The organism is Spiroplasma endosymbiont of Colias croceus (assembly GCF_964020095.1).
In the GTDB taxonomy this organism is placed as follows: Bacteria; Bacillota_I; Bacilli_A; order Mycoplasmatales; family VBWQ01; genus Spiroplasma_E.
The window spans coordinates 562,716-575,589 of record NZ_OZ026536.1 but is presented as its reverse complement, the minus strand read 5'-3'; the positions used below and the strand labels follow the sequence as shown (position 1 = coordinate 575,589).

Annotated in this window: 16 protein-coding genes and 3 pseudogenes; 13 read left to right on the top strand and 6 right to left on the bottom strand. The window is 20.3% G+C overall.

What is annotated here, in order from left to right; genetic code table 4:
• Positions 1-6: 6 nt before the first annotated feature.
• The 7 genes from AACL24_RS03595 (at position 7) to era (ending at position 3,496) form a co-directional block, all read left to right on the top strand.
• The gene (locus AACL24_RS03595; RefSeq protein WP_339045908.1) at positions 7-414 is read left to right on the top strand and encodes a transposase family protein; all 408 of its coding nucleotides are present in this window, start codon (positions 7-9) and stop codon (positions 412-414) included.
• 177 nt (positions 415-591) lie between these two features.
• Entirely contained in the window at positions 592-858 is a 267-nt protein-coding gene (locus AACL24_RS15490; protein WP_422398079.1) for an ATP-binding cassette domain-containing protein, read from the top strand.
• Complete coding sequence (locus tag AACL24_RS03590; RefSeq protein ID WP_339048712.1) at positions 819-1,229, top strand: hypothetical protein; 411 nt, start codon at positions 819-821, stop codon at positions 1,227-1,229. Before AACL24_RS15490 ends, AACL24_RS03590 begins: the two co-directional genes overlap by 40 nt.
• Positions 1,229-1,633 carry a hypothetical protein gene (locus AACL24_RS03585; RefSeq protein ID WP_338957396.1) on the top strand — a complete coding sequence of 135 codons (405 nt, stop codon included), beginning with the start codon at positions 1,229-1,231 and terminating at the stop codon, positions 1,631-1,633. The genes AACL24_RS03590 and AACL24_RS03585 overlap by 1 nt, the downstream gene beginning before the upstream one ends.
• Before the next feature lie 46 nt (positions 1,634-1,679).
• Positions 1,680-2,150 (top strand): rRNA maturation RNase YbeY, encoded by a 471-nt coding sequence (ybeY, locus tag AACL24_RS03580; protein ID WP_174480613.1) that lies wholly within the window; start codon positions 1,680-1,682, stop codon positions 2,148-2,150.
• Between the two features lie 11 nt (positions 2,151-2,161).
• Positions 2,162-2,596 carry a cytidine deaminase gene (gene cdd, locus AACL24_RS03575; protein WP_339048710.1) on the top strand — a complete coding sequence of 145 codons (435 nt, stop codon included), beginning with the start codon at positions 2,162-2,164 and terminating at the stop codon, positions 2,594-2,596.
• A 3-nt stretch (positions 2,597-2,599) separates the two neighbouring features.
• Complete coding sequence (era, locus tag AACL24_RS03570; protein ID WP_339048708.1) at positions 2,600-3,496, top strand: GTPase Era; 897 nt, start codon at positions 2,600-2,602, stop codon at positions 3,494-3,496.
• Positions 3,497-3,731: 235 nt separating this feature from the next.
• Here era and AACL24_RS03565 read toward each other — a convergent pair.
• The 4 genes and pseudogenes from AACL24_RS03565 to AACL24_RS03550 all read right to left on the bottom strand — a co-directional run.
• Positions 3,732-4,561 (bottom strand): IS5 family transposase gene (locus AACL24_RS03565; RefSeq protein ID WP_339048706.1). Its coding sequence is split into 2 segments (ribosomal slippage): positions 3,732-4,165 and positions 4,165-4,561, totalling 831 coding nucleotides; the frame shifts between segments, so codons are not numbered across the junction.
• Between the two features lie 518 nt (positions 4,562-5,079).
• Positions 5,080-5,487: a transposase family protein gene (locus AACL24_RS03560; protein WP_339045908.1), complete on the bottom strand. Its 408-nt coding sequence runs from the start codon at positions 5,485-5,487 to the stop codon at positions 5,080-5,082.
• Between the two features lie 23 nt (positions 5,488-5,510).
• The gene (locus AACL24_RS03555; protein WP_339045912.1) at positions 5,511-5,933 is read right to left on the bottom strand and encodes a transposase family protein; all 423 of its coding nucleotides are present in this window, start codon (positions 5,931-5,933) and stop codon (positions 5,511-5,513) included.
• Positions 5,934-6,030: 97 nt separating this feature from the next.
• Positions 6,031-6,225 (bottom strand): annotated as a pseudogene (locus AACL24_RS03550) (IS256 family transposase); the annotation flags it as partial.
• Positions 6,226-6,463: 238 nt separating this feature from the next.
• Between AACL24_RS03550 and AACL24_RS03545 the strand changes: the two are divergent.
• From AACL24_RS03545 to AACL24_RS03530, 4 genes and pseudogenes are all read left to right on the top strand, one after another.
• Complete coding sequence (locus AACL24_RS03545) at positions 6,464-6,886, top strand: transposase family protein (protein WP_339045912.1); 423 nt, start codon at positions 6,464-6,466, stop codon at positions 6,884-6,886.
• A gap of 23 nt (positions 6,887-6,909) precedes the next feature.
• Positions 6,910-7,317: a transposase family protein gene (locus AACL24_RS03540; protein ID WP_339045908.1), complete on the top strand. Its 408-nt coding sequence runs from the start codon at positions 6,910-6,912 to the stop codon at positions 7,315-7,317.
• A 200-nt stretch (positions 7,318-7,517) separates the two neighbouring features.
• Positions 7,518-8,570: pseudogene (locus tag AACL24_RS03535) on the top strand (IS256 family transposase); the annotation flags it as partial.
• A 49-nt stretch (positions 8,571-8,619) separates the two neighbouring features.
• Complete coding sequence (locus AACL24_RS03530; protein ID WP_339048702.1) at positions 8,620-9,117, top strand: hypothetical protein; 498 nt, start codon at positions 8,620-8,622, stop codon at positions 9,115-9,117.
• Positions 9,118-9,345: 228 nt separating this feature from the next.
• On the opposite strand, the gene AACL24_RS03525 is transcribed toward AACL24_RS03530, so the two are convergent.
• Positions 9,346-9,753, bottom strand: a complete 408-nt coding sequence (locus AACL24_RS03525) for a transposase family protein (protein ID WP_339048700.1) — start codon at positions 9,751-9,753, stop codon at positions 9,346-9,348.
• An 86-nt stretch (positions 9,754-9,839) separates the two neighbouring features.
• A complete protein-coding gene (locus AACL24_RS03520; RefSeq protein ID WP_339048698.1) occupies positions 9,840-10,199 on the bottom strand; it encodes a transposase family protein in 360 nt (119 codons plus the stop codon).
• A gap of 265 nt (positions 10,200-10,464) precedes the next feature.
• Between AACL24_RS03520 and AACL24_RS03515 the strand changes: the two genes are divergently transcribed.
• A complete protein-coding gene (locus AACL24_RS03515; RefSeq protein ID WP_339048696.1) occupies positions 10,465-11,421 on the top strand; it encodes a rolling circle replication-associated protein in 957 nt (318 codons plus the stop codon).
• A 212-nt stretch (positions 11,422-11,633) separates the two neighbouring features.
• Positions 11,634-12,744 (top strand): annotated as a pseudogene (locus tag AACL24_RS03510) (IS3 family transposase).
• Positions 12,745-12,874: the final 130 nt, after the last annotated feature.

Here is a 12,874-nt window from a genome sequence, read left to right as displayed (position 1 = left end):
AGTTGAATGTATTCTATAAAATTTCAAATTGTATATGATTTTTTTAATAAAAAAATTGTTGATATTTTTGCTGATAATGGTAAAGTGCATGATTTTCAAATATTAAAAAATTCAAATCTTGAATTTTCAGAAAAAACAATAATTATTGGTGATTTAGGATATCAAGGTATACAAAATATTTATAAAAATACAATAATACCAATTAAAAGAACTAAAAATAAAAAATTAACTAAACAAGAAAGAAAATACAATAAGATTGTATCTAAAATTAGAATTAAAGTTGAACATGTCTTTGCTTGATTGAAAAGATTCAAAATTTTAGTAAATAAATGTAGAAAATCTAAATTTAGACTTATGTACTTAAGATTTAACTTACTTTGTGAAATTTTTAATAAAATAAAACCATTAAAATAAAAAAAATATTAAAAATATTTTTTTAAAATTTAAATTTTTATCGAGTTAATATAAAAATATTATTAACAATTTTTTGTTTAAAATGTAAACTCATTTTTTAAACTATTTTTTCAAAAAATATTTATTTCTATATTCAATAACACTAAATAGTTTTAAAACAATTTTATTGACAATTAATTAAATTTAATTACGGAATATGTCCTAAGAAATAAAGTAGTTTTTAGCAATTTAAATTTAATATTAAAACAAAGTAATATTATTATTGGTCCTTCTGGCATTAGTAAAACAACCTTATTATCATTATTAATTCAGAAATATGTGCCTTTTAAAGGTAAGATTTTAATTAATAATGAAATTGGATTAGATAATATTTCATATGAATTTTGACAAAAAAATGTATTTATTTGCATTCAAATTCTATTATTCATAACGGTACAGTTTTAGAAAATATTTTATCATTTAATATTACAAAAGAAAAATTAATAAATTTTCAAAAATTAGGATTTAATGATCTCTTGGGCAGTTTAGGTTTAACAACATTTTATTATTGTCAAGAATATGGGGCTAATCTTAGTCAAGGTCAAAAACAAATAATTATTTTCTTAAGTTTATTTTTTTATGATTGAAAAGTAATTTTATTAGATGAAATTTTGAGTAACATCAATAATGATTTAAAAATAAAGTTAATAACTTTATTATTGAATCATTATAAAAAAATAATTATTATTTATGCAGGTCATGATTTAACACTAGTAAAATTATTTAAAAATGTAATTGATTTAAATAATTATAAAAGTATAGATGGTAATGAGTAATGATTTTTTTTAGAAAAAGTACTTATTTATTAGGAAGTAGTTCAATTTTTCTTTTTTTAGGACTCTTATTAGGTTTAAAAATTATTAATATTCCTCATGTTTATGCTGTTAATGGTCAAACTATTTTTATAAGTGAGACAAGATATGAAAATAAGGGACACTTTGCTTATTTATTAGATTTTAAAAGAGAAGAATGTTTAAAGTTTAATAGTTTTAATCAAATTACTATTTTTTTCTCTATTAATAAATGTTACTTAACAATTTTTTTTCCAAAATGAAATGATAATAATCAACTTTTAATTGAAGAAAACATTAATTCTAATACATATTTAAATCAAATGGTATTAATAATTATTGGTAAAGAAAGTTTGTTAACATTTATTTGAAATAATATTACAACATAAATGTAAAAATTGATATAATTTAATCAAAAAGAAGTTAGGTAGATAAATGCCAGCAAAAATTAATATTGTAAATATTTACAATGATCATAACTATGACATTAAAAATTTTAATATTTTATCAGAAAATATTTTAAATGCAGTAGCTATTAAGTTAAAACAGAAAATTACATGGTGTATTGCTGTTATTTTTAATGACGAACAGACTAGTATTGAATTAAATAAAATGTATCGTCATAAAGATTATGTTCCTGATGTTTTATCATTTGGAAATAATGATGATGATTTTCCAAATATTAATATTGATATTAGAGATTTAGGCGATGTTTATATTTGTTATTCAAAGGCAGTAGCGCAAGCACAAGAATATGGTCATAGTTTAATTAGAGAATTATCATTTCTTTTTATTCATGGATTACTTCATACATTAGGATATGATCATCAAAATAGTGTAGAAGAAAAGGTTATGTTTGATTTACAAGATGAAATTTTAAATATTCTTGGTATTACTAGAAAATAAGGAGTGGTATAATGGAACAAGATATAGATTTATTAGTATTATTGAAAAAAGCAAAAGTAATACAAAAAAATGCTTATGCGCCTTATTCTTTATTTAGAGTTGCTGCAATAGTAATTTTGAAAAATAGTAAAGAAGTGTTAGGAGTAAATGTTGAAAATGCTGCATACTCAGTAGGTATTTGTGCTGAAAGAGCAGCTTTGTCACAAGTTATTGCTCAAGGTTATAAAAAAGAAGATATTATTAGTCTATTTTTAATTACTGATAGTGAAACGGTTGGTTCTCCTTGTGGTATGTGTCGTCAATTTATGATTGAAATTATGCCAGAAACATGCCCTGTTTATATTAGTAATAAAAATGAAAATAATGATACTAAAATAATTTGTAAAATATTAGTAAAAGACTTATTACCTTTAGCGTTTAAACCAAGTTCATTGAAAGGGAATTAATTTATGACTAATAATTTTAAATCAGGTTTTGTTAGTTTTATTGGTAGAAGTAATGTTGGAAAATCAACTTTATTAAATACCATTCTTCAAGAAAAAAAGGCAATTGTATCTAATAAACCACAAACAACTAGAAATCAAATTCAAGGTATTTATAATAGTGATGATATGCAAATCATATTTTTTGATACTCCCGGCATTCATAAACATAATAACCAACTTGGACGAATGATGAATCGCGATGCTAACCGTGCCACTAAAGAAACTAACATTATTTGTTTATTAGCGCCATGTAATGAATACATTGGAAATAGCGATAAACATATTATTAAATTATTATCAGAAAGGGTAAATACAACTATTCTACTTTTATTAACTAAGGTTGATTTAGTAACAAAAGAAAAATTAATGGATAAAATTAATGAGTGAAAAGATTTATTACCATTTAAAGAAATAATTCCAATTTCTGCTATAAAAGAAATGAACTTAGATATATTAGTGAAAAAACTATATGAGTATTTACCAATTGGTGAAAAGAATTATTTAATTGAAAATAACGATGATGTTTCAGATAATACTTTAATTAAGGAAATTATTCGTGAAAAAATTTTAAATTTAACAGAAGAAGAAATTCCTTATAGTGTAGCAGTATTAATTGAAAGTATTAATTATAATCCAAATACTAATATTACTGATATTAATGCTGTTATTGTTGTTGAACGCGACTCACAAAAAGGAATTATTATTGGTAAAGGAGGTAGTATGATTAAAGAAATTGGAATAAGAGCTAGAACAGATTTAGAAAGTATTTTTGATTCTCATATTATATTAAAAACTTTTGTAAAAGTAATACCTGATTGAAGAAATAATCCTAGAAAATTAAAAGAGTTAGGTTATAGTTAAAATATGTTTAATATTGATACTGGTTTGATTTTAAACATTAACTACATTAAATCAATAGACTTCTTGCAAAACTATGATATTAATCACATTTTTTAACTTTAAAAATTTATTTTAATAACACTTTTAATATTTTTTAAAAATTATTGTTCAAAATATGTTTTATTTTTTGTCATTAAAATACAACAAAAATTATTATTTCAAATAAAAAAATAAAATATTAAATTATCAAATATATTTAAATTAATAATTGTAAATTATAAATTGAAGCTATTAAATTAAATCTTAATGCAAATTTTTTTCTTCTATTTCGATATTTTTCACTAATAATTTTAAATTTTTTAAGAATCGCAAAAACATGTTCAATAACAACTCTCATTTTTGAAATAGCCTTATTATTTTTCTTTTCTTCTTTAGTTAAAGGGTTTTTCTTTGATTTTCGTTTAGGTAATAAGACATTTTTATGTATGTTTTGTATACCTTGATATCCTAAATCTACTAAAATAGTTGTTTCTGATAAAAATTTCGTTTTTGAATTTTTTAAAATTTTAAAATCATGATTTTTACCATAAGAAAAATAAGAACTTATAATTTTTTTACTATCTTTTTCAATTATGACTTGAGTTTTTATTGTATGTTTTTTCTTTTTTCCTGAATAATATTGTTTTTGACTTTTTTTGGGCGTTGAATAGTACTTTCAGTCATATCAATGATAACTGTTTTATCTTTAAAATTATTATTTAACAGTGATTTTTGCCCATCAAGTTGTTGAAAATCAGGATGTTTTATTAAAGTATTTTCTATTCACTTGATATTCCTATAGCAACTACTTTCACTAATTCCATAACTTTTAGCAATATGAAAATAAGTTCGATACTCTCTTCAATATTCTAAAGTCATTAATAAACGATTTTCTAATCATAATTTATTAGGTGTACCACCATTTTTAAACTTTTTTACTTCTTCTGTCTTTAAAATTTCTAGAATTTTATTAAAAATAATATCATTTATACCAGTTAATCTTAATAATTCTGGATTGTTAATAGTTTTTAATTTATCAAACATCATAGATTACCTATCTTTTTTATTTTTAATTTTATTTTAAAAATTAAATTTTTAATAGATAGGTTTTGCAAGAAGTCTAATAAATAATGTTACCATTTTAACATCAAATTATGGTGTTAAAATAGTTTCTTTACCAGAAATAAAAATCAATTTAAATAAATATAGTCTTTTAGATTGTTGAATTTTTATCTTTAATCAAAATTATGATTGTTCAAACTTATGTATAACATATAAAAAAATAAAAAGTTTTAATAGTTTTATAAATGAAAAAAGTTATCAATTGATTAAAAGTTTTAACAAGATAATTATTAATTATTTAGGACATATTCCGTAATTAAATTTAATTAATTGTCAATAAAATTGTTTTAAAACTATTTAGTGTTATTGAATATAGAAATAAATATTTTTTGAAAAAATAGTTTAAAAAATGAGTTTACATTTTAAACAACAAATTGTTAATAATATTTTTATATTAACTCGATAAAAATTTAAATTTTAAAAAAATATTTTTAATATTTTTTTTATTTTAATGGTTTTATTTTATTAAAAATTTCACAAAGTAAGTTAAATCTTAAGTACATAAGTCTAAATTTAGATTTTCTACATTTATTTACTAAAATTTTGAATCTTTTCAATCAAGCAAAGACATGTTCAACTTTAATTCTAATTTTAGATACAATCTTATTGTATTTTCTTTCTTGTTTAGTTAATTTTTTATTTTTAGTTCTTTTAATTGGTATTATTGTATTTTTATAAATATTTTGTATACCTTGATATCCTAAATCACCAATAATTATTGTTTTTTCTGAAAATTCAAGATTTGAATTTTTTAATATTTGAAAATCATGCACTTTACCATTATCAGCAAAAATATCAACAATTTTTTTATTAAAAAAATCATATACAATTTGAAATTTTATAGAATACATTCAACTTTTACCAGAAAAATATTCTAACTGTAGTTTTTTTTAGTTGGTCTTTCAATTTCAATCTCAGTTGAATCAATTAAATAAAATTGAAATTCATTTGAATTTTCTTGTTTTTTATCAATTTTTAATTTATATCTTTCTTTTAAAAATTGGTAATCTTTGTGGTTACTAAGTTTATTTTCTACTCAAGTAATATTTCGAAAACAACTTGATGGGCTCATTTTAGATTTAATACTCATTTGAAAAAAAGTATAATATTCTTTTCAGTATAATAAAGTCATCATTAATCTTTCTTCTACTGAAAGTTTATTTTTTCGACCTTTATTTTTTTCTAATTTTTCTATTTCAATTAATTTTTCTAACATTTCATTAAAATGAAAACGTTTTATACCAAAATATCTATAAAATTCTTCATTTTTTAATTTTTTTAAATTTTCAAAAATCATTTTTATCAACACTTTTCTAAATTTATTGTTAATAACAAAATTATAAAATAAATTTTAAAATTATTAATTGACTTTTAAAAAATTTAATTACGGAATATGTCTTTTGATTCTTTTCATATCCCAAATAATTTTGCATCTCAGAATTCAACATTTTTTCTACTAATCTTTTTGTTAATTCTTTATACAATCCTCCCTCTTTAAAAACTGTTGTTAAATCTTCAGTATTTTCTAATAATAAATCTACTGCTTGTGATATTGGATCATTGTTATTAATATTTTGCTTTTTAGCCATCTGTAACTCACTCTTTCTAGTCATTTAATTATATTTACTAGAATTAATTAAACATAGTTATTTTTGTAAGTTACACAGATTACTAAACATTACGAAAAGAAAAGATATTTTTATTATTAATACTAATTTTTTCTAAAGACATATTCCGTAATTAAATTTTTTAAAAGTCAATTAATAATTTTAAAATTTATTTTATAATTTTGTTATTAACAATAAATTTAGAAAAGTGTTGATAAAAATGATTTTTGAAAATTTAAAAAAATTAAAAAATGAAGAATTTTATAGATATTTTGGTATAAAACGTTTTCATTTTAATGAAATGTTAGAAAAATTAATTGAAATAGAAAAATTAGAAAAAAATAAAGGTCGAAAAAATAAACTTTCAGTAGAAGAAAGATTAATGATGACTTTATTATACTGAAAAGAATATTATACTTTTTTTCAAATGAGTATTAAATCTAAAATGAGCCCATCAAGTTGTTTTCGAAATATTACTTGAGTAGAAAATAAACTTAGTAACCACAAAGATTACCAATTTTTAAAAGAAAGATATAAATTAAAAATTGATAAAAAACAAGAAAATTCAAATGAATTTCAATTTTATTTAATTGATTCAACTGAGATTGAAATTGAAAGACCAACTAAAAAAAACTACAGTTAGAATATTTTTCTGGTAAAAGTTGAATGTATTCTATAAAATTTCAAATTGTATATGATTTTTTTAATAAAAAAATTGTTGATATTTTTGCTGATAATGGTAAAGTGCATGATTTTCAAATATTAAAAAATTCAAATCTTGAATTTTCAGAAAAAACAATAATTATTGGTGATTTAGGATATCAAGGTATACAAAATATTTATAAAAATACAATAATACCAATTAAAAGAACTAAAAATAAAAAATTAACTAAACAAGAAAGAAAATACAATAAGATTGTATCTAAAATTAGAATTAAAGTTGAACATGTCTTTGCTTGATTGAAAAGATTCAAAATTTTAGTAAATAAATGTAGAAAATCTAAATTTAGACTTATGTACTTAAGATTTAACTTACTTTGTGAAATTTTTAATAAAATAAAACCATTAAAATAAAAAAAATTTAAAAATATTTTTTTAAAATTTAAATTTTTATCGAGTTAATATAAAAATATTATTAACAATTTTTTGTTTAAAATGTAAACTCATTTTTTAAACTATTTTTTCAAAAAATATTTATTTCTATATTCAATAACACTAAATAGTTTTAAAACAATTTTATTGACAATTAATTAAATTTAATTACGGAATATGTCCAAAATAGTAATAGTGACAATGCTCGTAATGGTATAAGTTGAAAAAAATTAATAACCCAACAAGGTAAAATTGAAATTGATGTACCAAGAGATCGTAATAGTAATTTTAATCCTGTAATAGTTGCAAAAAGACAAAGAAGATTTGATGGTTTTGATGAACAAGTTCTTTCTTTATATGCAAAAGGTATGACATTATCAGATATTAGAATGCAATTACAAGAGTTATATCATGGTACTGATATTAGTGAAAGTGTTATTAGTCAAATTACTGATGATGTTATTGATGACGTCAAAGCATGGCAAAATCGACCATTAGAAAGTGTTTATCCGATTGTTTATTTTGATTGTATAGTAGTTAAAGTACGACAAGATAAACGGATTATTAATAAATCAGTTTATATAGCTTTAGGAGTTGATTTAGAAGGTAAAAAAGATGTTTTAGGTTTATGAATTAGTGAAAATGAAGGTTCTAAATTTTGATTAGCCAATTTCACAGAAATGAAAAATCGTGGCTTAAATGATATTCTGATTGCTTGTAGTGATAATTTAACAGGCATGTCAGAAGCAATACAATCAGTTTATCCTAAAACCGAACATCAATTATGCATCGTTCATCAAATTAGAAATAGTTTGAAATATGTCTCATATAAGCATAGAAAATCTCTAATTGCAGATTTAAAACCAATTTATACTGCATGTAGTGAAGAACAAGCAATGCAAGCTTTAGAATCATTTGAAAATAAATGAACTAAACAATATCCACAAATTGCTAAATCTTGATATAAAAATTAAGATAATTTAATGGTTTTTATTAGTTATCCTGCAGAAATAAAAAGGGTAATTTATACCACAAATGCTATTGAATCTGTTAATAGTCAATTACGAAAAGTCATCAGAAATAAAAAAGTTTTTCCTAACGATATGTCAGTTTTTAAAATATTTTATTTAGCAATTGACAATATAACAAAAAAATGAACAATGCCCATTCAAAATTGAAATACAGCAATTGCTCATTTTATGATAAAATTTGAAGACAGAATTAATCTGAATTAGTAACTTTGTAAAACAAAGAAACACAGATTATTAAAAAGCCTCAAAAAAAATGAAAGAAGAACATTTAAAAGAGATAAATGAAAAAATATTAAATATAAAAAAATTATATAAACGTAATAATGAAATTTTAAATGAAATCATATTTAATAGAAATAACTATTGTGACGAAGATATAGATATGATAAAAGATTGAATTTTAGAACAAAATTATAATTTTCAAGAAATAAAAATTCAACTTTTAGAACATCAAAATTTTTTATTAAGTAAAAATATAAATAATGAATTCTTAGTTAATAATCTTGAGTTAGAATTATCAATCAATAAATTCTGATATAAATTTTCTATTAAACTTTATAAAAAAGAAAAAGAAATAGTTAAATATTGAAAAGAACAGTATTTTGAATGTTATAAAAAACAATTTTTTGTAAAGAAAAAATTAGAAAATGATAATAAAATATCAAATTTTGTTATTAAAAAAATTAATAAAGATGTACAAAATATTTCGGTTTCAACTCCTTCATTAAAAGTACATACATTAAAAATGTAAAATATATAACACGTTATTTTTTAATAGGACATATTCCGTAATTAAATTTAATTAATTGTCAATAAAATTGTTTTAAAACTATTTAGTGTTATTGAATATAGAAATAAATATTTTTTGAAAAAATAGTTTAAAAAATGAGTTTACATTTTAAACAAAAAATTGTTAATAATATTTTTATATTAACTCGATAAAAATTTAAATTTTAAAAAAATATTTTTAATATTTTTTTTATTTTAATGGTTTTATTTTATTAAAAATTTCACAAAGTAAGTTAAATCTTAAGTACATAAGTATAAATTTAGATTTTCTACATTTATTTACTAAAATTTTGAATCTTTTCAATCAAGCAAAGACATGTTCAACTTTAATTCTAATTTTAGATACAATCTTATTGTATTTTCTTTCTTGTTTAGTTAATTTTTTATTTTTAGTTCTTTTAATTGGTATTATTGTATTTTTATAAATATTTTGTATACCTTGATATCCTAAATCACCAATAATTATTGTTTTTTCTGAAAATTCAAGATTTGAATTTTTTAATATTTGAAAATCATGCACTTTACCATTATCAGCAAAAATATCAACAATTTTTTTATTAAAAAAATCATATACAATTTGAAATTTTATAGAATACATTCAACTTTTACCAGAAAAATATTCTAACTGTAGTTTTTTTTAGTTGGTCTTTCAATTTCAATCTCAGTTGAATCAATTAAATAAAATTAAAATTCATTTGAATTTTCTTGTTTTTTATCAATTTTTAATTTATATCTTTCTTTTAAAAATTGGTAATCTTTGTGGTTACTAAGTTTATTTTCTACTCAAGTAATATTTCGAAAACAACTTGATGGGCTCATTTTAGATTTAATACTCATTTGAAAAAAAGTATAATATTCTTTTCAGTATAATAAAGTCATCATTAATCTTTCTTCTACTGAAAGTTTATTTTTTCGACCTTTATTTTTTTCTAATTTTTCTATTTCAATTAATTTTTCTAACATTTCATTAAAATGAAAACGTTTTATACCAAAATATCTATAAAATTCTTCATTTTTTAATTTTTTTAAATTTTCAAAAATCATTTTTATCAACACTTTTCTAAATTTATTGTTAATAACAAAATTATAAAATAAATTTTAAAATTATTAATTGACTTTTAAAAAATTTAATTACGGAATATGTCTATAAAATCATTTAAAATTCTAGAATTTAATTTTTTTTAAATTATGATATAATTACTTTAAATTAAGTATCATTTTTGTTTTGTGTTTGCTTTTATAATTTTTTATGTTAAGATTTGTTTGTTATTAAATATATAAAATAAATGAACGGCTAGATTTTTTATATATGGATATTCAGCAAGATTTTTATATTAAAAAAGTTTTTTATGCTTCTTATGTTAAAAATGTAATTTTACCTGTTTCTTTTTTAAGTAATGTTGGAAATATTAGGGGTAAATCTTATGTTGGTAATAAACAAAAGTTAAGAAATAATACTTCTCGTACTAAAACTAATTTGATACAAAAAGCATTACATAATTTTTGTGATAGTCAAATGTTAAGTTTTCTTACTTTAACTTATAAAGATAATATGCAAGATATTAGAAAAGCAAAAAAAGATATTCGTTTATTTTTTCTTAAATTAAAGAAATGATGAAATGACCCTAAACGTTCTAAATATCTAGGTGAATTAAAACATTTTTATGTTTATGAATATCAAACTCATGAAGCAGTACATTTTCATATATTGTTTAATCGTAAAATACCTTACAGTATGATAATTGATTGATGACCACATGCTGAAAAACAAGGAATTAAGTTAATTGTTGTTAAAAAAGGTACAAATGAGTTTGTTATTAAATATTTAGGTAAATATGTTACAAAAGCATTAGATGATGTTAAATCTTTAAATCAAGCAGATATAGGTATAAAGGCTTATGCTTTTAGTCGTAATTGTAAAAATCCGATTGTAGTTCGTGGAATTAAAAAAATGAAAATTCAAGATATAATTAAAGCAAGTTTTAATGCAACAAATGTATTTTATTTTAAATCTCAAAAAGATGGTAATGGTGATACTGTTATGATTGGTGGTATTATTGAAAGTACTGTTGTAAATGATTATTTTAAAGATTATGATGATTATGAAAAATATGTATATTTAAGTGCTTTGTCGCATAATTATTATTTACGGACTAGTGAAATTGGTTATTTAATTCAAAGAGATAAAGATGTTTTGAATTGGGCGGAAAAAGTTTTTGGTAATAAAGTTGAAAAAATAGATTTTAAGAAAAGAGTTTTACATTAGGAAAAAAAATATTTTTTTTCTATAATTTTACTTGTATATATATAATGCTTAATAGGTTAATGTATTACCTAGCCGTGTACATTAGCCAATTTTTTTATTTTTATTGTATTTTTATAATTTTGTGTTATATTATTAATGGATGGGTTACAATTTATTGGACACTAATTACGTAGACAAGTAAACAAATTTGTTAAAAGAAAGGAACTATAATTATGGCCAATATTAACTCATATAGCGATGAATTTAAAAAACAAATAGTAGCTTTATATCAAAGTGGCAAATCAGTATCTTGCCTTGCTAAAGAATATAATGTTACAAGAGCAGCTACTTACAATTGAATTAAGCAATTTAGTAATTCAGGAAGTTTTAAAACTAAAGATAATCGTTCTTTTGAAGAAAATGAATTAATTAAATTAAGAAAAGAATTAAAGCAATTACGAATGGAAAATGATATTTTAAAGCAAGCAGCACTAATAATAGGCAGAAAATAGAAATTATTGTCAAAAATAAAGCTAAATATAAAATTCGCACAATGTGTCGTTTTTTAAAAATATCTAAATCAACATATTATTTTAATTTAAACAAAAAAGAAAATAAAATCAAAAATAATATTTATGATGAAGCTGTTATTAGTGCTTTTAAAGAAAATAAAAAAGTTTATGGTACTAGAAGATTAAAAAAAATTCTAGAAAACCAAGAAATTTATTTATCGCGCAGAAAAATTAAAAAAATTATGAATGAACATAATTTAATATCAAAATATACTAAATTATCATTCAAAAATCATAATAACAAAGTTAACGATAGTCAAATAACTAATCTTGTTAATAGAAAATTTAAGAATAGGATTAAAAATGAAGTTATTGTTAGTGATTTAACTTATGTACAAGTTAATGGTAGGTGAAACTATATTTGCCTATTAATAGACCTATTTAACCGCGAAATTATCGGACATAGTGTTAAGATGCATCATTAGTACATCAAGCATTTATGCAATCAAATCGCTGTTTAAAAGATATTCAAATATTTCATAGTGATCGCGGTAATGAATTTAACAATAAAATTATTGATAAACTTTTACTAGCATTCAACATTAACCGTTCTTTAAGTAAAAAAGATTGTCCTTATGATAATGCTGTTGCTGAAGCAACTTTTAAAACTTTTAAAACCGAATTTATTAATGATAAAAATTTTACATCATTAATCCAATTAAAATTAGAATTATTTGATTACATCAATTGATATAACAATATAAGAATTCACAGCACTTTAAACTACTTAACTCCAGTTAAATATCAACAACAAATGTTTACCAAAAAATAGTCCTAAAAAGTGTTGCCATTCCAGTATTTGATAATTTAATATTTTATTTTTTTATTTGAAATAATAATTTTTGTTGTATTTTAATGACAAAAAATAAAACATATTTTGAACAATAATTTTTAAAAAATAT